The organism is Aeromonas sp. R2-4 (assembly GCF_040908365.1).
In the GTDB taxonomy this organism is placed as follows: Bacteria; Pseudomonadota; Gammaproteobacteria; order Enterobacterales; family Aeromonadaceae; genus Aeromonas; species Aeromonas veronii.
Window position 1 is genome coordinate 17,934 of the sequence record NZ_JBFODO010000042.1, and the last position, 26,470, is coordinate 44,403.

Annotated in this window: 24 protein-coding genes and 1 pseudogene; 6 read left to right on the forward strand and 19 right to left on the reverse strand. The window is 56.6% G+C overall.

The features are described 5' to 3' along the window. Positions 1-28: 28 nt before the first annotated feature. A complete protein-coding gene (locus tag AB5Z05_RS16245; protein WP_064336455.1) occupies positions 29-1,090 on the reverse strand; it encodes a 3-deoxy-7-phosphoheptulonate synthase in 1,062 nt (353 codons plus the stop codon). Between the two features lie 144 nt (positions 1,091-1,234). Here AB5Z05_RS16245 and AB5Z05_RS16250 point away from each other — a divergent pair, with 144 nt between their 5' ends. Continuing rightward, positions 1,235-1,615, forward strand: coding sequence for a diacylglycerol kinase (locus AB5Z05_RS16250; protein WP_005337641.1), 381 nt, complete (start codon positions 1,235-1,237; stop codon positions 1,613-1,615). A gap of 83 nt (positions 1,616-1,698) precedes the next feature. On the opposite strand, the gene serA is transcribed toward AB5Z05_RS16250, so the two are convergent. The 5 genes from serA to AB5Z05_RS16275 form a co-directional block, all read right to left on the reverse strand. Then, the gene (gene serA / locus AB5Z05_RS16255) at positions 1,699-2,931 is read right to left on the reverse strand and encodes a phosphoglycerate dehydrogenase (RefSeq protein WP_005337639.1); all 1,233 of its coding nucleotides are present in this window, start codon (positions 2,929-2,931) and stop codon (positions 1,699-1,701) included. Positions 2,932-3,255: 324 nt separating this feature from the next. After that, positions 3,256-3,909 (reverse strand): ribose-5-phosphate isomerase RpiA, encoded by a 654-nt coding sequence (gene rpiA, locus AB5Z05_RS16260; protein WP_257123296.1) that lies wholly within the window; start codon positions 3,907-3,909, stop codon positions 3,256-3,258. A gap of 161 nt (positions 3,910-4,070) precedes the next feature. Then, positions 4,071-4,667 (reverse strand): 5-formyltetrahydrofolate cyclo-ligase, encoded by a 597-nt coding sequence (locus tag AB5Z05_RS16265; protein ID WP_058059524.1) that lies wholly within the window; start codon positions 4,665-4,667, stop codon positions 4,071-4,073. Positions 4,668-4,879: 212 nt separating this feature from the next. After that, positions 4,880-6,214 carry a Na+/H+ antiporter NhaC family protein gene (locus tag AB5Z05_RS16270; RefSeq protein ID WP_368152214.1) on the reverse strand — a complete coding sequence of 445 codons (1,335 nt, stop codon included), beginning with the start codon at positions 6,212-6,214 and terminating at the stop codon, positions 4,880-4,882. A 423-nt stretch (positions 6,215-6,637) separates the two neighbouring features. Beyond that, the gene (locus tag AB5Z05_RS16275) at positions 6,638-7,618 is read right to left on the reverse strand and encodes an alpha/beta hydrolase (RefSeq protein WP_368152215.1); all 981 of its coding nucleotides are present in this window, start codon (positions 7,616-7,618) and stop codon (positions 6,638-6,640) included. 273 nt (positions 7,619-7,891) lie between these two features. Between AB5Z05_RS16275 and dapB the strand changes: the two genes are divergently transcribed. After that, positions 7,892-8,704 carry a 4-hydroxy-tetrahydrodipicolinate reductase gene (gene dapB / locus AB5Z05_RS16280; protein ID WP_005347132.1) on the forward strand — a complete coding sequence of 271 codons (813 nt, stop codon included), beginning with the start codon at positions 7,892-7,894 and terminating at the stop codon, positions 8,702-8,704. Between the two features lie 325 nt (positions 8,705-9,029). Here dapB and AB5Z05_RS16285 read toward each other — a convergent pair whose 3' ends face one another. Next, complete coding sequence (locus AB5Z05_RS16285) at positions 9,030-9,383, reverse strand: hypothetical protein (protein ID WP_182963593.1); 354 nt, start codon at positions 9,381-9,383, stop codon at positions 9,030-9,032. On the opposite strand from AB5Z05_RS16285, the gene carA reads away from it, so the two are divergent. The 3 genes from carA to AB5Z05_RS16300 all read left to right on the forward strand — a co-directional run bounded on the left by carA (position 9,375) and on the right by AB5Z05_RS16300 (position 15,209). Beyond that, the gene (carA, locus tag AB5Z05_RS16290; RefSeq protein ID WP_368152216.1) at positions 9,375-10,511 is read left to right on the forward strand and encodes a glutamine-hydrolyzing carbamoyl-phosphate synthase small subunit; all 1,137 of its coding nucleotides are present in this window, start codon (positions 9,375-9,377) and stop codon (positions 10,509-10,511) included. The two genes, AB5Z05_RS16285 and carA, sit on opposite strands and share 9 nt — an antisense overlap. Positions 10,512-10,531: 20 nt before the next feature. Continuing rightward, the gene (gene carB / locus AB5Z05_RS16295; RefSeq protein WP_005337626.1) at positions 10,532-13,756 is read left to right on the forward strand and encodes a carbamoyl-phosphate synthase large subunit; all 3,225 of its coding nucleotides are present in this window, start codon (positions 10,532-10,534) and stop codon (positions 13,754-13,756) included. 301 nt (positions 13,757-14,057) lie between these two features. Next, positions 14,058-15,209 carry a DUF1615 domain-containing protein gene (locus AB5Z05_RS16300; RefSeq protein ID WP_368152217.1) on the forward strand — a complete coding sequence of 384 codons (1,152 nt, stop codon included), beginning with the start codon at positions 14,058-14,060 and terminating at the stop codon, positions 15,207-15,209. Positions 15,210-15,308: 99 nt separating this feature from the next. Here the strand turns inward: AB5Z05_RS16300 and AB5Z05_RS16305 are convergent, their stop codons facing one another. The 6 genes from AB5Z05_RS16305 to AB5Z05_RS16330 all read right to left on the reverse strand — a co-directional run bounded on the left by AB5Z05_RS16305 (position 15,309) and on the right by AB5Z05_RS16330 (position 21,110). After that, positions 15,309-16,121: a hypothetical protein gene (locus tag AB5Z05_RS16305; RefSeq protein WP_368152218.1), complete on the reverse strand. Its 813-nt coding sequence runs from the start codon at positions 16,119-16,121 to the stop codon at positions 15,309-15,311. After that, the gene (locus tag AB5Z05_RS16310; protein ID WP_368152219.1) at positions 16,097-16,990 is read right to left on the reverse strand and encodes a hypothetical protein; all 894 of its coding nucleotides are present in this window, start codon (positions 16,988-16,990) and stop codon (positions 16,097-16,099) included. The genes AB5Z05_RS16305 and AB5Z05_RS16310 overlap by 25 nt, the downstream gene beginning before the upstream one ends. A gap of 42 nt (positions 16,991-17,032) precedes the next feature. Beyond that, the gene (locus AB5Z05_RS16315; protein ID WP_368152220.1) at positions 17,033-17,896 is read right to left on the reverse strand and encodes an NERD domain-containing protein; all 864 of its coding nucleotides are present in this window, start codon (positions 17,894-17,896) and stop codon (positions 17,033-17,035) included. Positions 17,897-18,507: 611 nt separating this feature from the next. Further along, complete coding sequence (locus tag AB5Z05_RS16320; protein ID WP_123173323.1) at positions 18,508-18,891, reverse strand: hypothetical protein; 384 nt, start codon at positions 18,889-18,891, stop codon at positions 18,508-18,510. Between the two features lie 90 nt (positions 18,892-18,981). After that, entirely contained in the window at positions 18,982-19,521 is a 540-nt protein-coding gene (locus AB5Z05_RS16325) for a hypothetical protein (protein WP_005337614.1), read from the reverse strand. Positions 19,522-20,144: 623 nt separating this feature from the next. Further along, the gene (locus tag AB5Z05_RS16330) at positions 20,145-21,110 is read right to left on the reverse strand and encodes an autotransporter domain-containing protein (RefSeq protein ID WP_323936021.1); all 966 of its coding nucleotides are present in this window, start codon (positions 21,108-21,110) and stop codon (positions 20,145-20,147) included. A 207-nt stretch (positions 21,111-21,317) separates the two neighbouring features. Here AB5Z05_RS16330 and AB5Z05_RS16335 point away from each other — a divergent pair, with 207 nt between their 5' ends. Next, positions 21,318-22,193, forward strand: coding sequence for an OmpA family protein (locus tag AB5Z05_RS16335; RefSeq protein ID WP_005337611.1), 876 nt, complete (start codon positions 21,318-21,320; stop codon positions 22,191-22,193). 84 nt (positions 22,194-22,277) lie between these two features. Here the strand turns inward: AB5Z05_RS16335 and gloA are convergent, their stop codons facing one another. The 6 genes and pseudogenes from gloA to AB5Z05_RS16365 all read right to left on the reverse strand — a co-directional run. Then, on the reverse strand, positions 22,278-22,691 hold the full coding sequence (gloA, locus tag AB5Z05_RS16340) for a lactoylglutathione lyase (protein ID WP_005347113.1): 414 nt from the start codon (positions 22,689-22,691) through the stop codon (positions 22,278-22,280). A 56-nt stretch (positions 22,692-22,747) separates the two neighbouring features. Then, positions 22,748-23,389: an endonuclease III gene (gene nth, locus AB5Z05_RS16345; RefSeq protein WP_368152222.1), complete on the reverse strand. Its 642-nt coding sequence runs from the start codon at positions 23,387-23,389 to the stop codon at positions 22,748-22,750. 13 nt (positions 23,390-23,402) lie between these two features. Further along, positions 23,403-24,155, reverse strand: coding sequence for an electron transport complex subunit E (locus AB5Z05_RS16350; protein WP_041202329.1), 753 nt, complete (start codon positions 24,153-24,155; stop codon positions 23,403-23,405). Positions 24,156-24,179: 24 nt separating this feature from the next. Further along, positions 24,180-24,812: an electron transport complex subunit RsxG gene (rsxG, locus tag AB5Z05_RS16355; protein ID WP_005359614.1), complete on the reverse strand. Its 633-nt coding sequence runs from the start codon at positions 24,810-24,812 to the stop codon at positions 24,180-24,182. 153 nt (positions 24,813-24,965) lie between these two features. Continuing rightward, the gene (gene rsxD / locus AB5Z05_RS16360; protein ID WP_368152223.1) at positions 24,966-26,018 is read right to left on the reverse strand and encodes an electron transport complex subunit RsxD; all 1,053 of its coding nucleotides are present in this window, start codon (positions 26,016-26,018) and stop codon (positions 24,966-24,968) included. An 11-nt stretch (positions 26,019-26,029) separates the two neighbouring features. Beyond that, positions 26,030-26,470: pseudogene (locus AB5Z05_RS16365) on the reverse strand (electron transport complex subunit RsxC); the annotation flags it as partial.

Below are 26,470 nucleotides of genomic sequence, written 5' to 3' on the forward strand. Positions count from 1 at the left end.
TACCGGCCCCTTTGGTTTTATTCGCAGTTCAAGCCTGTTTGCTCAGGCGCACCTGTGCGGCTTCGGCCAGCATTGCCAGCAGGGTTTCGGTGTCGCTCCATGACAGGCAGGCATCGGTGATGCTCTGGCCAAAGGTGGCGGCGCAGCCGTTCTCCACATCCTGACGCCCTTCCACCAAGAAGCTCTCGGCCATGATGCCGGCGATGCCGGTACGGCCGCGGCGCAGCTGATCGCAGATATCTTGCGCCACCAGCAGCTGACGGCGGTGATCCTTCATGCTGTTGCCGTGGCTGAAATCGACCACCAGACGCTCCGGCAGGCCCACATCGGCCAACGCTTCACACGCTTCATCGACACTGGCGGTGTCGTAGTTGGGTCGGTGGCCGCCACGCAGGATCACATGACCAAAGGGGTTACCGGCGGTGCGGTAGATGGTCATCTTGCCGTCTTTGTCCGGCGAATAGAAGATGTGGCTGTGACGGGCGGCGCGCACCGCATCGATGGCGATGCGGGTATTGCCGTCGGTGCCGTTCTTGAAGCCGACCGGGCAGGAGAGAGCAGAAGCCATCTCGCGGTGTACCTGGGATTCGGTGGTACGAGCGCCGATGGCGCCCCAGGTGATGAGGTCGGCAATATACTGGCCAGTCACCATATCGAGGAATTCGGTGGCGGTTGGCATGCCGATCTCGTTGATGTCGACCAGCAGTTTGCGCGCCAGTTTCAGCCCTTCGTTGACGTCGAAACTGCCATCGAGGCGCGGATCATTGATCAGCCCTTTCCAGCCGACGATGGTGCGCGGCTTCTCGAAATAGGTGCGCATCACGATGCAGAGGCTCTCTTTATACTGCTCGCGCAGGGCGTTGAGGCGCTGGGCATACTCGCGAGCAGCAGCGGGATCATGGATAGAGCAGGGGCCGACAATGACCAGCAGGCGCTGATCGTCTCCGGCCAGAATGGCTTCCACTTCGCGACGGGCATCCAGCAGATTCTGGGCAATGGTATCGGTGATCGGAAACGCGTGGGCAAGCTCGCTCGGAGTGATCAGTGACTCCAGGCGACGGGTGCGCAATTCATCTGTGTGAATGGACATACAACTCAAGTCTCGAGTGGGTGGTGTCAGCCGCAAGGGGCGAAAAAGCAAAGGGATAAAATAAAGCAAAAGTCCCCTGATTGAAACCTTGGGGGGCTCTGATAGGATGTGAGGCCAAAATCGATTCCAAATGAGGTAGATAGCGTGGCAAAGCCAGGGGCAACCGGGGTCACCCGCATCATCAACGCAACCGGTTACAGCATGAAGGGGCTCAAGTCAGCCTGGATTAATGAGGCGGCTTTTCGGCAGGAGCTGATGCTGATCCTGTTGCTGATGCCACTGGCCTTCTGGCTGGGGGATTCTCTCAACCAGATCCTGCTGCTTATCGTCATCAGTTGGCTGGTGGTGATCGTCGAGATCCTCAACTCCGCCATTGAAGCTGTGGTAGACAGGGTTGGCTCCGAGCATCATGAGCTCTCCGGTCGCGCCAAGGATTTGGGGTCCGCCGCCGTCTTTATCGCGCTAGCCCTGAACGCCCTGGTATGGGGGGCGCTGGTGGGCCGCAACCTGTTGGGGTGGTGGTAAGCCATCACGCAGCTATCAGGTTCCACAACGTAATAAAGCCCGTCATCATGACGGGCTTTTTGCTGCTTGGATACACGGATCTATCAGTGGAGGATACGGGCGCGGATGGTGCCGTTGATCTCCTTGAGCTTGGCGAGCGCCTTCTCGCTGTGCTCTGTCTCCACGTCGATCACCACGTAACCGATATGGCTGCTGGTCTGCAGGTACTGACCGGCGATGTTGATCCCCTCTTCGGCGAAGATCTGGTTGATCTGGTTCATCACGCCCGGCTGGTTGCGGTGAATGTGCAGCAGGCGGCTGGAGCCCTTGTGGCCCGGCAGCGACACTTCCGGGAAGTTGACGGCGGAGAGGGTGGAGCCGTTGTCGGAGTATTTGACCAGCTTGTTGGCCACTTCCAGCCCGATGTTCTCCTGCGCTTCGTGGGTGGTGCCACCAATGTGCGGGGTCAGGATGACGTTCTCCAGCCCACGCAGCGGGCTTTGGAACTCTTCGTCATTGGACTTGGGCTCGACCGGGAAGACGTCGATGGCGGCGCCGGCGATATGGCCGCTCTTGATGACGTCAGCCAGCGCATCGATATCCACCACGGTACCGCGGGCGGCGTTGATGAAGATGGCGCCCGGTTTCATCATCCGCAGCTGTTCGGCACCGATCATGTTCTTGGTGGAGGCGGTCTCCGGTACGTGCAGGCTGATGACGTCAGACATATTAAGCAGCTCGACCATGCTTGGCACCTGAATGGCGTTGCCCAGCGAGAGCTTGTTCTCGATATCGTAGTAATAAACCTTCATGCCGATGCTCTCGGCGATGATGCCAAGCTGGGTACCGATATGGCCGTAGCCGATGATGCCGAGCTTCTTGCCGCGCGCTTCCACCGAGCGGTTGGCCAGTTTTTCCCACACGCCGCGATGGCACTTGGCGTTCTTCTCGGGGATGCCGCGCAGCAGCAGCAGGATCTCGCCCAGAACCAGCTCGGCGACCGAACGGGTGTTGGAGAAGGGGGCGTTGAAGACCGGAATACCGCGGATCTGGGCCGCTTCCAGCTCGACCTGGTTGGTACCGATGCAGAAGCAGCCGATGGCGACCAGCTTGTTGGCGGCGTCGAGGACTTTCTCGGTGATCTGGGTGCGGGAGCGCAGCCCGATGAAATGGACGTCGCGGATCTGCTCGATCAGCTCCTCTTCGGAGAGCGAGGTCTTGAGATACTCCACACTGGTGTAACCTGCGGCACGAAAGGTCTCTACGGTGTTGGGGTGAACCCCCTCCAGCAGCAGAACCTTGATTTTATCCTTGTCCAACGAAAACTTGGCAGTCATGACGATCCCTCTGTATGTGCAAACGTAAGTGCAGATTTGGTGTGCGAAGAAAACCGTAAAGTAGCAAAAACGTTTGGGAGAGGGAATATTTGTGACGAAAGTCAAATTCTTTGAAGTTATCAACGAATGTTGTAAACATCCGTATGCAACTTGTTGAGGGATAAATAAAAACGGCGCCATCAGGCGCCGTCATTTATTCACAGTGCAATGTTTGGGTCATATCCCATCCCGGGGCTCAATCAACGCCGCTGCCGCGTCAGAGGTTGCAGAGTGGCGCTGGCGTGCGAGGGAGGATGCCGCTGCACTGTGCTGCCGGTGTCGGGATTACTGGGTAATCACGCCGTCCGGCGTACCGATCAGGACCACGTCGGCGCCGCGCGCGGCGAACAGGCCGTTGGTGACCACGCCAACAATGGCGTTCAGTCGCACTTCCAGCGCCTTGGCGTCGGTAATGGCCATGCCTTTCACATCCAGAATGTGGTTGCCGTTGTCGGTGACCACCCCTTCACGCCACACCGGGTTGCCACCCAGTTTGCGAATTTCGCGGGCCACGTATTCGCGGGCCATCGGGATCACTTCGACCGGCAGCGGGAACTTGCCCAGCACGTCGACGGTTTTGGTGTTGTCGATGATGCAGATGAACTTGTCAGCGACGGCGGCAACGATCTTCTCGCGGGTCAGGGCTGCGCCACCACCCTTGATCATGTCGCGGGTTGCGTTGATCTCGTCGGCGCCATCCACATAGATGGAGAGGGCCTCGATCTCGTTGAGATCATATACGGTGATGCCGAAGCCCTTGAGGCGCTCGGTAGAGGCCACGGAGCTGGATACCGCCCCCTTGATCTCGTCCTTCATGGTCGCCAGCGCGTCGATAAAGTGGTTGACGGTAGAGCCGGTGCCCACCCCGACGATGGTGCCGGGAACCACATACTTGAGCGCAGCCCAACCGGCCGCCTTCTTCATTTCATCTTGAGTCATGATCGTTCCTTAAGAAAAAAGCGGGCGCATTATATCCAACCCGGTACCCCGTCGCGACCTTGTTGCTCACGTTCCGGGGCAAAAAGAGGGACTTTGTAAATCGTTTGCCTGTTTATTCTGCGTTTGCGCGCACAAAGCAGGGGCTGCCTGCCAAAAACAGTCTATTCAAAGCGCCAGCAGTGGCTCGGGGTGATGATCTGGGGCAGCGGCACATCCCACTCCTCTTGCGGGACCGCATCCACCTGCTGGCAGTCGTGGGCAATACCGAGTGGCTTGGGGCCCAGCTTGTGCTCATGCCAGATGGCGAGAGTGCGATCGTAGTAGCCGCCCCCCATGCCAAGGCGATTACCTTGAGCATCGAAGGCGACCAGCGGGGTGCAGATAAGATCGAGCGTGCTGTGGGGCACCACCTGCAGGATATCCAGCTCCGGCTCTTCGATGCCGTAGCGGTTGCGCACCATGGGACTGGTAGCGGTATAGCGCAAAAAGAGCAGGTGACCCGGAGTAAAGGGGTGGAGCACCGGCAGGTAGACCTCTTTGTGCTGGGCCCACAGCCAATGGATGGTGGGCAAGGGGTTGATCTCCCCATCATTGGCCAGATAGAGGGCAATGCGTTTGGCGGCGAGGATCTCGGGGTGTTGCTTGAACTGGGCCAGCAGCTGTTGGGCCGCCAATTGCTGCTCGGCCGGACTCAGATTTTTGCGGCGTTGACGAACCAGTTGGCGCAGGGATTGACGTTCGGGTTGGGACTCATGCATGGGGAACCTCTGGTATAGCTGCGCATCGATGGCTTGAACGCGCTCTACCTTAGCACATTCACTCTTGACGTTAAGGGGGGCAGGGGAACTCCCGCCCCGGACGGCTGATGCCCGGGACGGTGGGATAAATGCTGGCGGATCCGTTAGTGAGCCAACAAAGGCCAGGATGTGGCCCCTGTTGATGGCATGTCGGCGCGCCAGCGTCTGGTCAGTTACTTCTCAGCCTTGCCGCGCATCTGGTGCTTCACAAACACTGCAATGAGTGCCGCTACAGCGAGCGCCATCGGGTAGAAACTCATGCTCACCACCGCCAACGGCGACAGGGCGAAGATGGATCCCAGCAGCAGCGCCTGTGCGCCCCAGGGGATCAGACCCTGTACCACGCAGGAGAAAATATCGAGCATGGAGGCGGCGCGGCGCGGGGTGACACCGTGGTGTTCGGCCAGATCTCGGGCTACCTTGCTGGCGACGATAATAGCCACCGTGTTGTTGGCGGTACAGAGGTTGGTGAGGCTCACCACCCCGGCGATGCCGAGCTCGGCGGCTTTTTCGCTCTGTTCACCATTGTGCTCGCGAGTGAAACGGGCAATCAGGGCGCTGATGCGCTCGCTGATCCATGCCAGTCCACCTTGACGCTCCATCAGGGCGCCGAGGCCGCCGATCAGCATGGAGAGCAGGAAGATCTCCTGCATGCCTGTAAAGCCCTGATAGATATCCTTGCTGAACTGACCGATGGCGTAGCCGTTGATCATGCCCACCACTCCGGCGGCCAGAATACCGATCCCCAATACCACAAACACATTCACTCCAGCGAGCGCCAGCCCAAGAATGAGCAGGTAGGGCATCACCTTGAACAGCTCGATGGCGCTGCCGCTGGCAGGGGATTCACCCACTGAGCCCAGGGTCAGATAGAGCAGGATCACTGCGATGGCGGCAGGGGCGGCAATCTTGAAGTTTTCGCGGAACTTGTCCTTCATCTCGCACCCCTGGCTGCGGGTTGCTGCTATGGTGGTGTCGGAGATGATGGAGAGGTTATCGCCAAACATGGCGCCGGAGAGAATGGTACCTGCCATCAGCACCGGATCGATACCGGCCGCCTGCGCCACGCCCAGCGCGACCGGCGCCACGGCACCTATGGTGCCCATGGAGGTGCCCATGGCGGTAGCAATAAAGGCAGAGATGAGGAACAGTCCGGGCAACAGCGCCCAGCCAGGGATGAGCGACAGGCCCAGCGCCACAGTAGCATCAACCCCGCCGGTGGCCTTGGCCACGCTGGCAAAGGCGCCCGCCAGCAGATAGATAAGGCACATCGCCATAATATTGCTGTGGCCAACCCCCTTGAAGAAGGTTTCCAGATTGCTGTTGAAGCTCTCTTTGCCAAGCAGCAGGGCCAGCATCACCGCAGGCAAGGCAGCAACCGGAGCGGGCAGCTGATAGAAGGCGAACTCGACCCCCTGCAGGGTCAGCCAGGTACCGGTACCGATAAAGAGTGCGAGAAAAACCAGAAGTGGCAGCAAGGCCCTGGCACTGGGTTGAGTCTGGATCATGTGTTCCTCTGAAATTGAACAATGACCTCCTGTCATGAACTGCTTTGTACCTGTATCGGATAGGGATAGGGGGAAAACAGGGCGGGCATCCTGCCGCATTGGGGTGCCCACAGTAGTGAGTCAACCTCGCTTGGTCAAGATAGACGTCCAGATGGATAGGTGTTTTTGTTTGATGATTCTGGTGTTGTTGAGATATCCAAAGAATATTCGGAAAAAAAAGTTAGCGCTGTTTATTGTTCATTGCTGTTCTGACGCAGTCAGCGGGTATCTGGGGGTATCGCGTGCCTTTAATAAGGAAAGAGGTAAACGATAAGATCTCTGCATGCCATCATGGGGATTTCTCCCGCAGCCCTCTCTCTATCTCTACGTGAGCATGATACGGATATTTCCAGAACGCGTGGACACAAGACCTGGGCTGTGTGGTTACTGTGTCAGTTTCTCCACCGCCTGAACGGCTGTCGCGAGAGCATCCTGTTCCAGCGTCAGCGGAATGTGGCCAATTCCGGGCAGCAGGGTGACAGGCCAGGAGATGCCGAGACGTCTTAACTCAGGTTCAAGTTGATCTGTTTGGAAGGCTTCGTCATTTGCACCCGCGATCACGGCGCAGGGGCGTTGCACATTGCGTAAATTCTGCTGATAGTCGCGCTCTGGCTGAAAGTTAGAGGCAAGGTTGAAGGAGTAGGAGGGGGTCAGCAGGGATTTCGCCTCATCATTAAGGGCAAAGTTCAGCACGGTCAGATGGTTGAGTGCGGAAATATGGAAACCGTTGAGGATGCTCAGGGCGATGAGGCGAGGCAAGCCGACACGCACCCAGCCACCGCTGTTGGGCCGGTAGTTGGCGGCGGTGGGGCCAAGATAGGGGGAGAGCAGCAGATAGCTCTCGAACAGGGTTTGTCGCGTGCTGCCAGCAACGCGCAGCACAAAGCCACCCCCTGACGAGAAGCCGACGAGTGTTGCAGGCTTGCCGGGGGCCACCGACTTGATGAAATCTTCCAGATCGTCTTCAAGCTGGCCGATGTAGGCAATGGTGCCTTTGTCGCCCGATGCGCCATGGCCGCGAATATCGAGGGCGTAGGCGTCATATCCCGCTTGCGAAAAGGCGTTCGCCATCTTGTGCATGCTTTGACTGCTGGCAGAAGAGCCGTGAACCAGTACCACGCTGCCCTTGACCTTGTTGTTCTTCGTATTGCCCTCTGCGCCATAGTGCCGATAGGCCAGCTGCGTGCCGTCACGCGCCGGGTATCTTGAGAGGGGTGGCATGTTGCTCCAGTCACTCCCCTTGAAAGGGTCGTTGATGCTGGCCATCGCCGGTGCCGGACTCGGCCCGCCAAACAGCAGAGCCGCGGCCAGCATGACCATGGTCAGTGATATCAACCCCACAGCAAACAGCAATCCTGCGCTCATCCTTGCACCTCATTTGATATCGACACGGGCGTTGCCCTGGTTCCGTGTATTCTGGCATTTCACTCGTTCGAACCTATCAGATGGCACCCGGTCTGCCAAATGATGGTGTGAAACGATGAAAAGCGGCCTGTGACCAAAAGGAAGTTCTTGGCCAGCCAGTGGGCGCTGCTGTTGGCGAGCGCAGCAAGGAGTGGTGGCATCATGGCTTTTCAAACCCGGCGCGGGCTGGTAAAACGGTCTCTTTCCATAATTAAAAGAGATGAGAGGGTGGAGATGGACAATCCGATCCGTGTGGCCGTGATGGGCTGTAATGGTCGTATGGGTAAGGTGCTGCTGGAGGCCATCACCAACACCGATGGAGTGGTGGTTGGTGCCGCGCTGGAGCGGCCGGGTTCGGCGGTGATCGGTCTTGATGCCGGTGAGCTCAATGGGCTGGGCCATCTGGGTGTGGCCATCAGCGACAGTCTGGACAAGGTGCGCGATGAGTTTGACCTCATCATCGACTTTACCCGCCCCGAGGTGACCCTTGCCAATCTGGCCTTTGCGCTGGCCCACCACAAGCAGATGGTGATCGGCACCACCGGTTTTGACGATGCAGGCAAGGCCGCCCTGAAAGAGGCGGGCAAGCAGATCGGTATCGTGTTCGCCTCCAACTACTCGGTCGGGGTCAACCTGGTTTTCAAGCTGCTGGAGCAGGCCGCCAAGGTGATGGGGGATTACACCGACATCGAGATCATCGAGGGCCACCATCGCCACAAGGTGGATGCGCCATCCGGTACTGCGCTCTCCATGGGGGAAGTGGTCGCCAAAACGCTGGGCCGGGATCTCAAGGAGTGCGCCGTCTATGGTCGCGAGGGGATCACTGGCGAGCGGGATCGCAACACTATCGGCTTTGCCACCATTCGCGCCGGCGATCTGGTGGGGGAGCATACCGTCATGTTTGCCGATATCGGCGAGCGGGTGGAGATCAGCCACAAGGCCTCCAGCCGCCTGACCTTCGCCAACGGTGCTGTGCGGGCGGGCAAGTGGCTTGGTCAGCAGGGTGCCGGTCTTTATGACATGCAGGATGTGCTCAATCTCAAGTGATGCCTCTGAGCGGCACTTTCGTACTACTGCTACCGCAGTGAAAAACCCCGGCTTGCCGGGGTTTTTGCTGTCAGTCAGCCAGAATTTGTGTAAAAAGACACGCTGCCTGCAATTTTTAACTGAATGCCTTATAAATCACACTATTGCGTTATCCGCCAGATTTCCCCTTCCTGAATGTCATCATCAGGTAACAAATTTGAGCATCTTTATGGCTGATGAAGCCATTTTTTTACACGGACTGGAAAAGACTAAAAATTCAAACGCAGAAAAACGTTTTCCATTTTTCATGTTCACTCTTGTCATCATAAAAGCGTTAAATTTGTCATTAATGTTTTTTGTGTAAAAATAAATGCCATTGTTTTAATTGGTTTTTTTGTTTGTTTTTGTCGCTATTGCTGGCTTGGTGGCATCTTTTGGTGGTGGTTTTTCCTTTTCTTTCATGGGAGGGGGTTGCAAAGCGATTGAGTGCATAGATAATGGGTAATGTTGCTTTTTTATTGAATTTAGATGCATTTCGTCTGAGAAAAGACGTTGAAATGCCACTTTTTTTAAGTAGAATGCGCCCAATTTGCCAGAAATCTGCCGGGTTCGAGTCCTGTCCAAGACCGGAACCGAGCCCGCAACACCCAGGTAAATTGCTGAATTTAAAGCTAAATAACTGGAGGTTGTCTTGAATCACACTGCATTGCTAGTGCTGGAAGATGGAACTGTGTTCAAAGGCGTGTCGATAGGCGCCGAGGGATGTTCCGTTGGTGAAGTGGTTTTCAATACGTCGATGACGGGCTATCAGGAAATCCTCACCGATCCCTCTTATTCCCGTCAGATAGTCACCCTCACTTATCCCCATATAGGCAACACCGGCACCAACAGCGAAGATGAAGAGTCCAGTCAAATCCATGCTCAGGGATTGATCATCCGGGACCTTCCGATACTTGCCTCCAATTTCCGCAATCAGCAATCCCTCTCCGAATACCTCAAGTCTCACAACATCGTTGGCATCGCCGACATCGACACCCGTAAACTGACCCGCATCCTGCGCGAGAAAGGCGCTCAGGCTGGCTGCATTCTGGCCGGGAAACAGGTCGATGAAGCCTATGCCCTCGAACAGGCCCGCGCCTTCCCCGGTCTGAAGGGGATGGATCTGGCCAAAGAGGTGACGGTGGGTGAGGCGTACAACTGGACCGAAGGGAGCTGGCAGCTTGGCAAGGGGCACGTCACCCCGGATGCCGACCAGCTGCAATACCACGTGGTAGCCTATGACTTTGGCGTCAAGCGCAATATCCTGCGGATGCTGGTTGACCGTGGCTGCCGCCTGACCGTGGTGCCGGCCAAGACCCCGGCCGCCGAGGTACTGGCGATGAACCCGGATGGCATCTTCCTCTCCAACGGCCCCGGCGACCCCGAGCCGTGCGACTACGCCATCGAGGCCATCAAGGCTTTCCTTAATACCAACACGCCGGTGTTCGGCATCTGTCTGGGTCACCAGCTGCTGGGTCTGGCCTCCGGTGCCAAGACCGTCAAGATGAAGTTTGGCCACCACGGCGCCAACCATCCGGTGAAGAGCCTCGATGACAACACTGTGATGATCACCGCTCAGAACCACGGCTTTGCGGTAGACGAGAACAGCCTGCCGGATTGCCTGCGCGCCACCCACGTCTCCCTGTTCGATGGTTCCCTGCAAGGTATCCATCGCACCGACCGGCCGGCCTTCAGCTTCCAGGGGCACCCCGAAGCGAGCCCGGGCCCGCACGACTGTGCCGGTCTTTTTGACCACTTTATTGAATTGATTAAGCAGTATCGCGCCTAAGAAATAGAGGAAAGAGTTTCATGCCAAAACGTAATGACCTTCAGAGCATCCTGATCCTCGGCGCCGGCCCCATCGTCATCGGCCAAGCCTGCGAATTTGACTACTCCGGCGCCCAGGCGTGCAAAGCCCTGCGCGAGGAGGGTTACCGCGTCATTCTGGTCAACTCCAATCCGGCCACCATCATGACCGACCCGGAGATGGCAGACGCCACCTACATCGAGCCCATCACCTGGGAAGTGGTGCGCGAAATCATCAAGAAAGAGCGCCCGGACGCGATCCTGCCCACCATGGGTGGCCAGACTGCGCTCAACTGCGCACTGGCACTGGAGAAGCATGGCGTGCTGGCCGAGTTCGGTGTCGAGATGATCGGTGCCACCGCCGACGCCATCGACAAGGCCGAAGACCGCTCCCGTTTTGACAAGGCGATGCGCAGCATTGGCCTGGAGTGCCCGCGTGCCGGCATCGCCCACAACATGGAAGAGGCATGGGGCGTGCAGCAGATGGTCGGCTTCCCCTGCATAATCCGTCCCTCCTTTACCATGGGTGGCTCGGGTGGCGGCATCGCCTACAACACCGAAGAGTTCGTCGAGATCTGCGAGCGTGGTCTGGATCTCTCCCCGACCAAAGAGCTGCTCATCGACGAGTCGCTGATCGGCTGGAAAGAGTACGAGATGGAAGTTGTGCGGGATCGCAACGACAACTGCATCATCGTCTGCGCCATCGAAAACTTCGACCCCATGGGTATCCACACCGGTGACTCCATCACGGTCGCGCCAGCCCAGACGCTGACCGACAAGGAGTACCAGCTGATGCGCAACGCCTCCATGGCGGTGCTGCGCGAGATCGGTGTCGAGACCGGCGGCTCCAACGTCCAGTTCGGTATCAACCCGAAAGATGGCCGCATGGTCATCATCGAGATGAACCCGCGGGTGTCGCGCTCTTCTGCGCTGGCTTCCAAGGCGACCGGTTTCCCCATCGCCAAGATCGCTGCCAAACTCGCCATCGGTTACACCCTCGACGAGCTGATGAACGACATCACCGGCGGTCGCACTCCGGCCTCCTTCGAGCCGGCCATCGACTACGTGGTCACCAAGGTGCCGCGCTTCAACTTCGAAAAATTCGCCGGTGCCAACGACCGTCTGACTACCCAGATGAAGTCGGTCGGCGAAGTGATGGCCATCGGCCGCAACTTCCAGGAGTCCCTGCACAAGGCGCTGCGCAGCCTCGAAACCGGCAAAACCGGCTTCGACCCCATGGTTGACCTCAATGCCCCGGACTCCCTGACCCGCATCCGTCACGAGCTGCAGGACGCCGGTAGCGACCGTATCTTCTACATCGCCGATGCATTCCGCGCCGGTCTCTCCATGGACGGCATCTTCAAGCTGACCAAGATTGACCCCTGGTTCCTGGTACAGATTGAAGATCTGGTGAAGCTGGAAGAAGAGGTGAAAGAGCGCGGCATGGCCGGTCTCGATGCCGACTTCCTGCGTGCCCTCAAGCGCAAAGGCTTTGCCGATGCCCGTCTGGCCAAGATCCTCGGTGTGGCCGAAGGGGAAGTGCGCAAACTGCGTGCCCGCCACAACATCTTCCCGGTCTACAAGCGGGTCGATACCTGCGCCGCCGAGTTCGCCACCAACACCGCCTACATGTACTCCAGCTATGACGAGGAGTGCGAAGCGGCCCCGAGCAACCGCGACAAGATCATGATCATCGGCGGCGGCCCGAACCGTATCGGTCAGGGTATCGAGTTTGACTACTGCTGTGTGCACGCGGCGCTGGCCCTGCGCGAAGATGGTTACGAGACCATCATGGTCAACTGCAACCCGGAGACCGTCTCTACCGATTACGACACCTCGGATCGTCTCTACTTCGAGCCGGTGACCCTGGAAGATGTGCTGGAAATCGTGCGCATCGAAAAACCCAAGGGCGTGATTGTTCAGTACGGTGGCCAGACCCCGCTGAAGCTTGCACGGGCGTTGGAAGCCAACGGTGTGCCGATTATCGGTACCAGCCCGGATGCCATCGACCGCGCCGAAGACCGCGAGCGCTTCCAGTCTGCTGTCGAGCGCCTCGGCCTCAAGCAGCCGGAAAATGGCACCGTCACCGCGCTGGAGCAGGCCGTGCTGCTGGCCGAGCGCATTACCTACCCGCTGGTGGTTCGCCCCTCCTACGTGCTGGGTGGCCGCGCCATGGAAATCGTCTATGACGAGCAGGATCTGCGTCGCTACTTCGCCGAGGCGGTGAGCGTCTCCAACGAATCGCCGGTACTGCTGGACCGCTTCCTGGACGATGCGACCGAGCTGGACGTGGATGCCATCTGCGACGGCACCGATGTGGTCATCGGCGGCATCATGGAGCACATCGAACAGGCCGGTATCCACTCCGGTGACTCCGGTTGCTCCCTGCCTCCCTATACCTTGTCCAAGAAGATTCAGGACGAGATCCGCGAGCAGGTGCGCAAGCTGGCGCTGGAGCTCGGCGTTATCGGCCTGATGAACGTGCAGTTCGCGGTCAAGGGCGATGACATCTACCTCATCGAGGTGAACCCGCGTGCCGCCCGTACCGTGCCGTTCGTCTCCAAGGCGACCGGCGCCCCGCTGGCCAAGATTGCCGCCCGTGTGATGGCCGGTCAGTCGCTGCAAGAACAGGGCTTCACCAAAGAGATCATCCCACCCTACTACTCGGTGAAAGAGGTGGTACTGCCGTTCGCCAAGTTCCCGGGAGTTGACCCGCTGCTGGGGCCGGAGATGCGCTCCACAGGTGAGGTAATGGGTGTGGGCAGCAGCTTTGCCGAGGCCTATGCCAAGGCGCAGCTGGGTGCCAACCACGCCGTACCGAAAGAGGGTCGTGCCCTCTTGTCAGTGCGTCACAGCGACAAGGCGCAGGTGGTCGACTTGGCCGCCAAGCTGCTGGAGCTGGGCTACGAGCTGGATGCCACTCACGGCACCGCGGTCGCGCTGGGTGAAGCGAGCATCAACCCGCGCCTGGTCAACAAGGTGCACGAAGGTCGCCCGCACATTCTCGACCGCATCAAAAATGGCGAGTACACCTACATCGTCAACACCGCCGAAGGGCGGGTGGCGATCCAGGACTCCAAGCAGCTGCGTCGCGCAGCCTTGCAGAACAAGGTGGCGTATACCACCACCATGAATGAGGCATTTGCCACCTGCATGGCCATCAGCGTGGATGCCACCGCCAATGTCAATTCGGTGCAGGAGCTGCACCAGAAGGTGAAAAACCGCTAAGAGTTTGCAGCGGGCATCAGCCCGACTTGCCAGACGCCCAACCCCCGCCAGCGATGGCGGGGGTTTCTTTTTATCTGTCGCTAAGCGTTCGGTTCGGGCCGGGTGAGTCATTGAGGAAGGTCATGAGTTCCGCATCGGAGACAACGGATGGCGCGTGGGGTGGCAAAAGCTGGCAAGGGGAGGGGACGCTGCGAGCGCGGGTTTCAACTGCAGCAGGCAATCCTCTACAATGGCCCCACTTTGCTTGTCAGTGCAGTGCCAGCGGCGCTGCCTGTCTGGCCAACAAAAAATGGACATGCTTATGACCGCTTTGCCTTCCTGTCGTCTTCTTGCCTTCTGCTCCGCCTTGCTGCTGGCTGGTTGTGCCAGTGATCCCGCCTCCGCGCCTGCCAAAGAGGTGAGCGTGAGCAACCCCAAAACGCCGCCTGCCATGCAGCCGCGCAAACCGGCGGATATGAAGAGCCGCATCGTGCGCTTCTTGCCCCGTCAGGTGCCTGACAAACAAGGGTGGGCCAACGACGTGGTGACGGCGCTCACCACCCAGGGGGTGACGGTGAATGATCACAATGTCTGTAGCGTGCTGGCGGTGGCGGAGCAGGAAGCCACTTATCAGGCCGACCCCGTGGTGCCGGGCCTTGGCAAGATCGCCTGGAAAGAGATCAACTCACGGGCAGCCAAGCTGCTGATCCCCGAATTTATGGTGCGGGCCGCGCTCTCCATCAACTCGCCCACCGGCAAGAGCTATGCCGAGCGTATCGACAAGTTGCGTACCGAACGGGAGATGAGTGAAATCTTCGAAGATATGATCAGCATGCTGCCGATGGGCAAGACGCTGTTTGGCAACCTCAACCCGGTGCATACCGGTGGCCCGATGCAGGTGAGCATCGCCTTTGCGGAGGCCAACGCCCGAGGCTACCCCTATCCAATCAAGGATTCCATCCGCCACGAAGTCTTTACCCGTCGCGGCGGCATCTGGTTTGGCACCAAACATATCTTCGGTTATCCCGCCGACTACCCGGATACCCTCTACCGCTTTGCCGATTTCAACGCCGGCTGGTACGCCAGTCGCAATGCCGCCTTTCAGGCAGCCGTCAGCCGTTTGAGTGGCAAAACTCTGGCGCTGGACGGGGATCTGATCCGCTATGACTCGGATCTGCCGGGCAATACCGAGCTTGCCGTCTACACCCTCGCCAACCGGGTCAATATGAGCAAGCAGGCTATTCACCAGAGCCTTCGCAAAGGGGATACCGCCGAATTTGCCGAGACCGATCTCTACCATAGCATCTTTACCCTGGCCGACAAGCAAGCGGGCAAGCGACTGCCCCGCGCCATCCTGCCCGGCATACAGCTAAAGAGCCCAAAAATCACCCGCAACCTCACCACCGCCTGGTTTGCCAAGCGGGTGGATGACAGAGAGCAGCGATGTGTGCGGCAGATGGCGACGATTCGGTAAAAAGCATCAAGGGCGGCCAATTGGCCGCCGAGTCTATAAATAGTGAGGAAATTAAGCTCGTATGGTGTATGGGATACTTACTCCAAAATGAATTACACGTTAGTTTACGTCATCATCAATAGGGTCAAATCTTGTGTGCCCATCAACATCAACATCTAGAGCTCGGTATAGCATCTTATGTATTTTTAGTTGTTGTGCTCTTTTAACCTCACCTCTTGATACTGAAGTTTGATCTAGGAAAGACCATATAAATGTACTAAGTGAACTCATTTTTATACCAATTGCCCCAACATGATAAAGGCAAATTAACATTCTATTTAGTACCTCGGTTAGTTTCGTTTCACCAGTAGTTTCTAAGTATTCCTTAGAAGAGATAACACATGGATCATTATTGTTTTGTGCGCATAAATCAGAAATTACATTATCCAAACGAGGGCCGCTCAGTACAGACCGAGTAAATGTATGTGGCAGGCCTCTCAATATTTCTACAGTGTCATCGAATGATGGGTATATTTCTCCCCATTCCTCTTTAAGTGATTTGAGGCGTTTTTCTGAGTATTGAGCCTCTGCGGCATAGATTGCTCGCCAAGAAACGCAATCTCTACCGTATGCTGATTTAAAACATTCATTTATAAATTGTAAAACATCCCTTGGTCTATAGAGAGTCCTTTCTAGAATGAAGTCTGCAGATGTTTGATCTTTACCCTTCTTTGCTGTTGGAAATATATCATCAAATGATATTTGTTCTTTGGTATATTGCTTACGGAAAACCTCATTAATTCTTCTTTCAATTAGCTCTCGTAGCTCACCCTTATCCCAGTGAATTTGTAGTATATAAGATTCATATTTCTCTTCTTGGAATCCAGGGCTTCTCGTCATATCAAAGACTAAATCAAGAAGATCTTTACGCACATAGCTGCGATAATTTTTACATTCTCTAATTTTCTAAAGGTTTTAATTTCCTCAATAAGTGCTCTTATGAATCTGCATCGAGTCTCAGTGTCGGCCCAGTGCTCATCCAGCTGATCTATAAGGATATAGAAGCGTTTTTGGGGGTCATTGAATGAATGAACAGATAAGAGCTCTAACATTTCATTAAGTTTTTTTATCTGTAGCCCGCTAACTATCTGACTTGCTCTTTGTTTTACTTCAATTTTTTCTTCATCACTTAATTTCTTGGCTCCTTGTAGACTTAAATTTACATTGTTGTACTTTGCGCCTAGAGTTGCCTTTGTATCATTCTCAAGTTTCTTTGTGATAACTTTTAAATGCTCATCAGTATCTAACCAAAATTTGTCCCCCCATTCTCTAAAATATGCAATCGCTTTGTTTTTAATTTCATCTTTTCTGAAAAAATTTGTTATATTGTCAAGGAAATTTCGATTATCCAAGTCATTCTTTATGTCATATCGAATTTTTAAGACCTCAACAATAAGAATGTGTCGCCATAGCAATCTATAAAAGAGATCTAGGTTTACACCAATTGCATTCATAAACTGAATAATGTCAGAGTATTCTAAAAATCTCACCGAGATGTCATTTGGGTCTATTTTTACATGTTTTTCTGTGGTTTGGGATATTTTATAAAGAATCGCGCTTTTACCTGCCCCAGTTCTACCTAAGATTATGGATTTAGGGCTGTGCACATCGCATAATTGTTCAATATATCCTTTATCTATAAAGCAAGAATCGAGAAGGTCTGTATCTGTTTCTGCATCTAAATCACCGATCTGTAGATTTTGTCTGATGATTATTTTATTGTTTATTTTCACTGTGTTCATCTTTTATACCTTGTATTAATAAACAATATTGCATGTAATATGTTAACTGGATGTTTTTGGTAAGATTTTTCTGCATTTAGGGTATCCACTGCATCCCCAAAACCGATTGCCTCGGTTATCCCCCCGTTTGGCGGTACGCAATACCATCGGGTTGCCGCATCTGGGGCATAGTGGATTTGCTTGGGTGAGCGATTCGGTGATGGTTGGCGCGGCGTTCACCACCTGATTGACGACAGGCATTGCAGCTACGGATAAAGGCGGGCGGGGAACCTCGCTGTGACGTGCTTTCAACTGCGCCACATGCTGTTTATGGGTCTGCCAATTGGCGGCCAGTCGTCCCCGCTGGATGGTGTCGATCACTCTGGTGACTTCGGCAGGGGTCAACACCTGCGTGGTTTTACTCTTGATATAGCGAATAAGCCCGCGGTTCATCACGTTATCCGGCATGGGGGTTTTAAAGGTGCAGTCGCCAATAAAGTAGATAATCGAATAGAGCTGATGATCAGCAAGACCCAGCAAGGATTTGAGCGTCATCAGGTGCAGATAGTTTTGGCGCAGGGGATTTTGAAAGGTATGTCTGCGGCGATAGAGCTGCTGGGTCCAGCTTTTGTGGGCCGGATTGCCAAATATCCACCCCTTGATGTTCTTGGTCTCGATCACAAACAGCCCGAAGCGCGAGACGATCACATGGTCGATCTGGGTAGTACCCTGCGGGGTCGGTAGGGTCACGTTCTTGAGCAGGTGGTACTCCCGCTTGTCGAGAAAAAGCCGGATGCCCAAGTTGATAAATGTCTCCCCAACCATCCCCTTGAACCAAGGCGTTTTGATCAGGGTGGCAATCAACAACAGGGGCAGCAGATACCAGAACTGGCCTAGTAGAACAGCAATAACGGGTGTGAAGTCCATTTCACATTTATCCAGTCAGTGAATTAGAGGGGATTCATGGCCTCTGGCCAGAGGAAATAGGGGCCAAATTTGGGGCTCATTCTAAACTCCCCTCCTTCCTCCTTGCCTTTGGCTGTGAGGTAATGCTTGCTGTCACGCAGCTCAAGCAAGCCGTGAGTCACCATTTTTTCCAACAACTCATTGGTTTTGATCCCCCACTTTTGCGCCAGTTTGGATGAGGTCAGTTTTTCAGTGGCTGACTCATTTTCGTTAGCAGAAGGCTGTTGGGTTTCGGCTTCACTGACAACCCGTTCAAGTGATATGCGGACTTCATCACTGACCCGAATAATTCGTTGGGCCTCATCATAGGCATCACGGTAAAGGTCATGATCTTCCGAGCGCAGTGATCACCCAGCCAGTGCGGCTGGCAATCGACATCATGGTTTCATGCGGACAATTGGGCGCCGAACTGAACCATCCTAACAATTTCATCAACAGGAATATGTGACAGATTGCACTAACTCTGTGACAAGGCTGGATTTTTCGGGGCGGGCTGTGGTTGATGGTAAATCGCAGGTGCAAAAAAGCCCCTTGGCGGGGCTTGGTGTCTGGCAAGGCCGGTGTCGGGATTATCAATCGAACAGGATGCGGCCGCTGGTGCCGGCATCGCTGTCTTTCCAGCTGGCACCGCTTTTGCGCAGGGTGTAAGTGATGGTCTCCTGCTTGAATTTCAGGTAGTCGCTGCCGCTGTGACTTGGTTTGACCTGATTGCCATCGATATAGGTCTCCCCTGTGGTATCGACGTGAATTTCGGCCACGGTGCGGCCATCGTCAGTGACCGCTTTATAGTTGCCAGCCCACGGGCTCTCGTCGCCATACTGCACGGCCCCTTCCTGAGCGTGCTCTTGGGCATGGGTCTTGTGCCCGTGATGGGTTTTGGCCACGGCACAGCCGGAGATACCGACCGCCAGCAGGCAACCGAGGGCGACATTGAGCAGAGTCTGTTTGGATTTCATCTTCATTATTTTCCTGTATCAAATAATTGCAATGGATAAGGGGTGGAGCCCCCACGGTCGGTGTGGGCCCCGCTGAGCCGTGGCTCGAAATCAGTCCTGATTGATGCCAGAAATATGGCCGCGGGCGTCGGTGAGGCAGTGCCAGAGCCGGTCATGGGGCCCTTTGATATCAATCATCATCCCCGCCTGAGAGTCTGCCACATAGTCGAGGGTCAGTTTGCTGCGGCTGACGCCTGCTTTTCTGGCGACGGCGTTCATGCAGGCGTTCTCGGCAACCTTGGTTTGCGCAGTGCTGCCGTTGTAGGCACTGCTGCTGGCGCTCTCATCATCGCCGTCGTCATCGTTCTCATCGTCATTGAGCTGGCAGGCGCCGCTGTCGCCATTTTTGACAAAATAGGTGATGCCCCAGTCGCCATTTTTCACCATGGAGAGGGTGGTGCGCCCCTTGCTCGCCTCGTAGAAATTTGAATTCACTTTTTTAAGTGGAACTTGCTGGTTATTGATATAAGCCGTGCCATCTTCGACGCGAAGATTAATATGTCCAGGACAGCTGGCGGATAAATCAGGCACCCCTGCATATGCGGTTCCGGTTATGACCAATACAGAGAGAGCAAGCAGCGTTTTTTTCATCAGATAACCTCAAATCAACAAGGATCAGCAAGTGTGATGTCGTCAAAATAACGGTTGCTATGCCTGAACGTTATTTCTGTGCTCATTGCACACCTGTTATCAGTAGCCCGCAGTCAGTCGTTTCAGTGCGCCTCGTCCTGCCGGGATGACGCCAAATTTAGCAGTCGGGTGATGTAAGTAAAATAAAACAGGATTAATTGGATTCATAAAATATGAAAAACTATAAATCATTTAAAACAATGAGTTAGGTGTGATTCAAGTCACTGTGCAAAAGATGGGGGATCATCCAAATGGTTCCTTATGGGTATTAATAAGGTTGGCCATCGGTCCGTGATGTCGGGCGTTTGGTATTTTTCCTGTTGCAAGCGGGCACAGGCTGGCGACATCACAGGACCAATCAGCCATTGCGCGCCGTAAATACACAGACAAAAAACTCCAATATTCGGTGTGCGAGGGGGAAATTAGCCTACCAGCAGGAAGATATTTTTACCTGATATGACTGGGTGGTGAGGCATATGAAAGGGGCAGGATAAATAAACCCTCCGTCAATAGGGCATGATTATATGGATTGTTAATGTGCTTTCCCTGAGGATTGCCCACTCGTGGCAGGAAAATATAACGACTTAGAAACTCATGGCCAACCCGATGGAATAACCGCTGGTGTTGTGGCTGAACATATAGCGGGCAACCAGCCGGGTACGGGTGACTATGATGTCGTATTTGCTGCTGTCCAGCTCCAGACCGGCGCCGATAGAGTTGAGGGAGTCAAAGCCAAGCAACCCCCGCTGCTCCCCCAGATATGCGGTATGGGCCCCCTCCAGTACATAGCGCACCGGTCTGTCGAGCAGTGTCCAGTCAAACAGCGGGGCCCGGCGGCGCAGATAGAGACCGAGGTTCTCCGCCTCGGCGTGACCACTGACGCTGGTCGAGGTACTGCCAAAGCTCTGCAGGTGTTGGTAGGAGTAGCGCACTTCGACATCGATATCCTGCGTCTTTGAAAAGAGCTCGTAGTCGAGCATTAGCGAGCCCCCCAGTCCGTACATATTGAGCTGTCCACCATCGAGAAAATCCAGCGAATAGCCCTTGGTGCGCTCCAGCAGCCAGTTGCCGATCCGCAGATCGCTGGCCATGGTACCGAGCGAGACGTTGGCGATGGGGCGCAGCACCCAGTGGCCACCGCGCGGGTCTTCATGGAGGGCGATATCCCAGCCGATCCCGCCAGAGGCGGTCAGGCTGTTCCATTTGGTCGGGAGGGTGCGGCTCTCTGTGCCGTTGCTCACCACAAACTGGGGATCGTAGCGGCTAAAGCCGATCGCCCCTTCCAGATAGATGGGCACGGCTTCACTCATGGTGGCGCCGCCGCCGAGCTGGGTCATGTTGAGGGCGGCAGATTGATTGGTGCCGCTGCCGATATCGAGGTTGCTGGCGGTGATGTCGGGCACCACGGTGAAGGTCATCAGCGAAAGCACCGCATTGGCGCGCTCCTGTGCCCACTCCTGATCCTGTGTTGCGGCCTTGACGGCGCTGCCGGATAGCGCCAGCAGCATTGGCAACAACATCTGCAATAAAGAGGAGCAAGAGCTGTGCATGAGTTTGGTTCCCGATAAGCGGCGTCTGATTGCCCTGATTTTACTGTAGCGAGCTTCCTGCCGGTTGGCACGGAGCAAAGAGGGGGAGAGTGAGCGCCGCTTGGGGGCAAGCCTTTGCCACACCAACGGCACGCCTTTGCAGTTTGTCGCTAAAGCTTGGCCTCTTGCCGCCGATATCTCTTGTGAGATCGTGTGGAGGACAAGCAATTGAACGCTTGGGTGTTGGGGTTGGTCAGCATATCCGTGAGTATGCAGTTACAGGCTGGGGTCACCGAATTTGGTGCCGGTCTGGATCAATCCGTCTGGCGTTTGACCTCCGATACCCAGATTGAGTGTCGCCTCGAGCATCCTATTCCCAACTGGGGAACGGGGGCTTTTGTCAGTCGTGCCGGTCGCAAGATCAACCTCGACTTCGAGCTCAAGGGGAAGCGGCCACAGGCCCAGACCCAGACGGTGAGCCTTGGCATCATGCCACCGGTATGGCGCCCGGGAATAGCCGGGCGAGAAGTGAGTCAACTGCGCTTCTATCAGCAGTTTGATGGACTGGTGGAGGGGCAGACTGCCTGGACCATGCTCGACGAGCTGGAGGGGGGGCGGATGCCGACCTTCCAGTATCGGGACTGGTATCGCCAGAACCGCGCGGTGCGGGTGTCCCTCTCGTCGGTCAACTTTCGGGTGAAATATCAGGCCTTTATCGACTGCCTGAGTGGGCTCTTGCCCTACAGCTTCAATGACATCGCCTTTAGCGTGCTTACCTACGACAAGAACAGTGATCAGCTCTCCATTCCCTCCAAGCGGCGGCTGGCGATGATCAGCGAGTTTATCAAGGCGGACAAGAGCATCGACGTGGTGGTGATCGACGCCTACAGCGACAGCTATGGCGGCCGCTGGCCGAACCTGAAACTTTCCGAGAAGCGGGCCGATGCCATCAAGAAGGTGTTTGTCGATCTGGGGATCGATCCCGGCAAGATCTCGGTGGAGGGGCATGGTGAGAAGCAGCACGTCGCCTCCAACGAAACCGAGCAGGGTCGTGCCAAGAACCGGCGGGTGGTGATCAGCATGGGGCGCAATGGCGAGATCTAGCGCCGTCCCCGGCAAAGAGGCATAAAAAAGAGCGCATCTGCGCTCTTTTTTGATCCTGCCATTAGGCTGTGGGATTAGGGCAGCTTAGAAGCTGTCACCCAGCCCTGTACCGGCATCTTTCTTGGCGATCAGTTCAATCTTGTAACCGTCCGGATCTTCGACGAAGGCGATGACGGTGGTGCCACCCTTGACCGGGCCCGGTTCACGGGTGATCTTGGCACCGGCGGCACGCAGGGCGTCGCAAGTGGCGTAGATGTCGTCCGCTTCCAGCGCGATGTGGCCATAGGCTGAGCCCAGCTCGTACTCGCTCACCCCCCAGTTGTAGGTCAGCTCGATCACCGCTTCATCCTTCTCGTCACCGTAGCCCACGAAGGCCAGGGTGTACTTGTACTCGCTGTTCTCGCTCTTGCGCAGCAGCTTCATGCCAAGGACACGGGTGTAGAAGTCGATGGAGCGTTGCAGATCGCCGACACGCAGCATGGTATGCAGAATTCTCATTGCTCAGTTCTCCGGGTTGGTGATGTGTACTGCTTTCAATCTCGGTTGCGAGGCTATCAGTTGTCGGGATAGACCTTCTCTTTGTACTCGCACAAGTCCTCGATGATACAGGAACCACAACGGGGCTTGCGAGCCAGACAGGTGTAACGTCCGTGCAGGATCAGCCAGTGGTGGACATTCAGCTTGAACTCGGCGGGCACTACCTTGAGCAGCTTCTCCTCCACCTGATCCACGTTCTTGCCCACCGCAAAACCGGTACGGTTCGAGACCCGGAAGATATGGGTATCGACGGCGATGGTGGGCCAGCCAAAGGCGGTGTTGAGTACCACGTTGGCGGTCTTGCGGCCGACGCCCGGCAGGGCTTCCAGCGCTTCGCGGTTCTCCGGTACCTCACCGCCGTGACGCTCCAGCAGGATGGCGCAGGTCTTGATGACGTTCTCGGCCTTGGTGTTGAAGAGGCCAATGGTCTTGATGTACTCCTTGAGTCCCTCCACCCCGAGATCCAGCATCCCCTGCGGGGTGTTGGCCACCGGATAGAGCTTGTCGGTCGCCTTGTTGACGCTGACATCGGTCGCCTGCGCCGAGAGCAGCACGGCGATCAACAGCTCGAACGGCGAGTTGAAGTTGAGCTCTGTGGTGGGGTGGGGGTTGTTTTCCCGCAGCCGCTCGAGGATCTCTCTGCGTTTCTGGTTGTTCATGCCTTGCGTCCGATCATAGTTCGGTCGCCCGGACGCGGGCCGGGGCAACGTTGCAGTGGGCTACGGTAGCGGCCTGTTTGCGGTCCCGCCAGTCGTTGATGGCGTTCTTGGCGGCGATCAGCAGCCCCAGCCCGATAAAGCCGCCCGGCGGCAAAATCGCCAGCAGCAGGCTGGCATCGGCGTGGAACAGCTCGATGCGCAGGGATTTGGCCCACTCGCCCAGCAGCAGCTCGGCGCCATCAAACAGGGTACCCATGCCGATGATCTCGCGCATGCCGCCCAGTACCAGCAGCACCAGGGTAAAGCCAAGGCCCATCATCAGGCCATCGAGGGCCGCCAGCAGCGGCGGGTTCTTGGAGGCATAGGCCTCGGCGCGGCCGATGATGACGCAGTTGGTGACGATGAGGGCGATAAAGATGCCGAGCGCCTGATAGAGGCCATAGGTGTAGGCGTTCATCAGCAGCTGCACGCTGGTTACCAGCGAGGCGATGATCATCACATAGACCGGGATGCGAATATCTTTCGGCACCCAGTTGCGCACCAGCGAGACCGCAAGGTTGGAGCAGACCAGCACCGCCATGGTGGCAAGGCCCAGCCCCAGCGCATTGGTAAAGGTGGAGGAGACGGCGAGGGTCGGGCAGAGCCCCAGCACCTGCACCAGCGAGGGGTTGTTCTTCCAGAGCCCCTGACTCATCAGCTCCTTGAGCTCGCCCTTGCGGCTTTCCAGCTCGGCAATCGGGGCTGCGCCCGTTTCAATCTGTTCCATCTGGTTCATGATGGCTCGACTCCGTTAGTTCGCCGCCGGACAAGCCGGGGCGTTGCTGAGCAGTTCGGGTTGCTCCTGCTGCAGTTTCAGCAGGTTCTTCACCGCCTTGACCACGGCACGCGGGGTGATGGTGGCGCCGGTAAAGGCATCGAATTCACCGCCATCTTTCTTCACCGCCCACTGGGGCTCGTTGTCATGAGTCAGGAATTTTCCGGCAAAGCTGTTGATCCAGTCCGATTTTTTCAGCTCGATCTTGTCACCGAGGCCCGGGGTCTCGTTGTGAGCGAGCACGCGCACGGCTGTGATGGTGCCCTTGGCATCAAAGCCCGCCACGATGCGGATCGCCCCGCTGTAACCATCCGGCGCGATCGCCTCCAGCGCATAGCCGGTTACCACGCCATTTTTGCTGGCGGTATAGAGGGCTTGCGGCTGATCGCTGCCGAGATACTTCCTGCTGGTCACCTGCTTGCAGCTGGCCACCAGATCGTTGTCATAGCTCCCCTCTGGCAGCAATACCGAGAGGGTCTGCTGTTTCTCCAGCTGCTGCTGGTGGGCGATTTTATCCTTGGTCAGCTCGTTGGTCAGTACCACCAGCGCGGTACAGCCGAGCGCGAACATCGCCAGAATAAGGCCGTTCTTGCGCATGCTCTTTAACATGTCCGGGCTCCGTCAGCTGTGATGGGGGAAAAGGGCAGAAACATCATTGGCGACGAGCTCCATACACTTTCGGGCGAGTCAGCGTGTCGATAAAAATGGGCAACGCAGAGGTTGGCCAGCAGCACTCGATACGTTTCGGCGTTATCGTCTTGGTCATTGGCGACGGGCTCCGTATACCTTCGGACGAGTCAGGCTGTCGATAAACGGCACACAAAGGTTGGCCAGCAGCACGGCGAAGGCGAACGCATCGGGATAGCCGCCAAAGCGGCGGATGATGTAGACCAGCACCCCGATCAGCACGCCATAGACCAGTCGGCCGCGCGGCGTGGTGCAGGCGCTGACCGGATCGGTGGCGATAAAGAAGGCTCCCAGCATAGTCGCGCCGCTGAATAGATGGAACATGGGCGTGGCGGTCGCATCCGGGCTCACCAGATAGCCGATGGTGGAGGCCGCCAGCAGGGCAACGAGAATGGCGGTAGGAATGCGCCAGTTGATCACCTTCTGCTGCAGCAGGAAGAGGCCGCCCAGCAGATAGCCGAGGTTGACCCAGCTCCAGCCGATTCCGCCCCAACCCTCAAACAGCGGGCCGCTCAGGATCTCGCCTGTGGTGAGTCCCTGAGTCAGGCCGGTTTTCAGGGTATCGAGGGGGGTCGCCATGGTGAGACCATCCACCCCCTGCTTGAGCTGGGCCATGCTGTAGCCGTCGAGACTAAAGCCGGTGAAGATCACCGACGCCGCATCACCAAAGCCGAGGCTGTAGGCGCGCACGCTCTCCGGCGGCAGCCAGCTGGTCATCTGCACCGGGAAGGAGACCAGCAGCAGCACATAGGCGACCATGGCCGGGTTGAACAGGTTCTGACCCAGTCCGCCGTAAAGGTGTTTGGCAACAATGATGGCAAAGGCCGTGCCCACCACCAGCATCCACCATGGCAGCAGCGGCGGCAGGGAGAGACCGATCAGCACGGCGGTGAGCGCCGCACTGCCATCCATCAGGGCAGGCTGGATGGCGCGGCCACGGAGCTTGAGCACCAGCGCCTCGCACAGCAGCGCAGTGACCAGCGCCAGCAGGATCTGGATAAAGGAGCCCCAGCCGAAGAACCAGGTCTGGGCCAGCAAGCCCGGCACGCAGGCCAGGATCACCAGCAGCATCAGGGTTCGGGTCTGTTTGCGGTTATGGGCAAACGGCGCAGTCGCAATATTGAACATGAGTCTGTCGATTACCTTGTGGTTGTTCGGTCGGCTGACGGGGCATCTTCAGCGGCGGTCTCTGCGGCTCTGGCTGCCTCGGCTGCCAGCTTCTTCGCCTTGGCGCGGGCCACCGCGGCTGCAATGGCCGCTTTTTTCGGATCAACCGGGGCATCAGCCGCAGGGGCGTTCGCTTCAGGCACGGCAGTGACGGCAAGTGGTTGCTCACTGCTGGCTGCATCGTTTTGCATCGGCTCAGCCGGTGCGCGCTCACCCTCAGCTCCGGCACTTTCGCCCTGCTGGGCCAGCTTTTTGGCCTTGGCCCGGGCGATGGCTGCGGCGATAGCGGCCTTCTTGGGATCGACCGCTTCGCTTGCAGCCGTATCGCTTTGGCTGGTGGTTACTTCGCTCTTGGCTACCGTCATGTCGCGGGTCTCCGCGCTGGCAGCTGGCTCACTCTGCGCACCTTCAGC

Excerpts from the sequence above, each read along its gene's own strand:
- AB5Z05_RS16265 (WP_058059524.1), bottom strand. The coding sequence starts at position 4,667 with ATGCATGAGTCCCAACCCGAACGTCAATCCCTGCGCCAACTGGTTCGT.
- AB5Z05_RS16315 (WP_368152220.1), bottom strand. The coding sequence starts at position 17,896 with ATGGACTTCACACCCGTTATTGCTGTTCTACTAGGCCAGTTCTGGTAT.
- AB5Z05_RS16245 (WP_064336455.1), bottom strand. The coding sequence starts at position 1,090 with ATGTCCATTCACACAGATGAATTGCGCACCCGTCGCCTGGAGTCACTG.
- AB5Z05_RS16300 (WP_368152217.1), top strand. The coding sequence starts at position 14,058 with ATGACCGCTTTGCCTTCCTGTCGTCTTCTTGCCTTCTGCTCCGCCTTG.
- nth (WP_368152222.1), bottom strand. The coding sequence starts at position 23,389 with ATGAACAACCAGAAACGCAGAGAGATCCTCGAGCGGCTGCGGGAAAAC.
- AB5Z05_RS16310 (WP_368152219.1), bottom strand. The coding sequence starts at position 16,990 with ATGAACACAGTGAAAATAAACAATAAAATAATCATCAGACAAAATCTA.
- serA (WP_005337639.1), bottom strand. The coding sequence starts at position 2,931 with ATGACTGCCAAGTTTTCGTTGGACAAGGATAAAATCAAGGTTCTGCTG.
- AB5Z05_RS16275 (WP_368152215.1), bottom strand. The coding sequence starts at position 7,618 with ATGAGCGCAGGATTGCTGTTTGCTGTGGGGTTGATATCACTGACCATG.
- carB (WP_005337626.1), top strand. The coding sequence starts at position 10,532 with ATGCCAAAACGTAATGACCTTCAGAGCATCCTGATCCTCGGCGCCGGC.
- AB5Z05_RS16350 (WP_041202329.1), bottom strand. The coding sequence starts at position 24,155 with ATGGAACAGATTGAAACGGGCGCAGCCCCGATTGCCGAGCTGGAAAGC.
- gloA (WP_005347113.1), bottom strand. The coding sequence starts at position 22,691 with ATGAGAATTCTGCATACCATGCTGCGTGTCGGCGATCTGCAACGCTCC.
- rsxD (WP_368152223.1), bottom strand. The coding sequence starts at position 26,018 with ATGTTCAATATTGCGACTGCGCCGTTTGCCCATAACCGCAAACAGACC.
- AB5Z05_RS16325 (WP_005337614.1), bottom strand. The coding sequence starts at position 19,521 with ATGAAAAAAACGCTGCTTGCTCTCTCTGTATTGGTCATAACCGGAACC.
- rsxG (WP_005359614.1), bottom strand. The coding sequence starts at position 24,812 with ATGTTAAAGAGCATGCGCAAGAACGGCCTTATTCTGGCGATGTTCGCG.
- rpiA (WP_257123296.1), bottom strand. The coding sequence starts at position 3,909 with ATGACTCAAGATGAAATGAAGAAGGCGGCCGGTTGGGCTGCGCTCAAG.
- AB5Z05_RS16270 (WP_368152214.1), bottom strand. The coding sequence starts at position 6,214 with ATGATCCAGACTCAACCCAGTGCCAGGGCCTTGCTGCCACTTCTGGTT.
- AB5Z05_RS16320 (WP_123173323.1), bottom strand. The coding sequence starts at position 18,891 with ATGAAATCCAAACAGACTCTGCTCAATGTCGCCCTCGGTTGCCTGCTG.
- dapB (WP_005347132.1), top strand. The coding sequence starts at position 7,892 with ATGGACAATCCGATCCGTGTGGCCGTGATGGGCTGTAATGGTCGTATG.
- AB5Z05_RS16330 (WP_323936021.1), bottom strand. The coding sequence starts at position 21,110 with ATGCACAGCTCTTGCTCCTCTTTATTGCAGATGTTGTTGCCAATGCTG.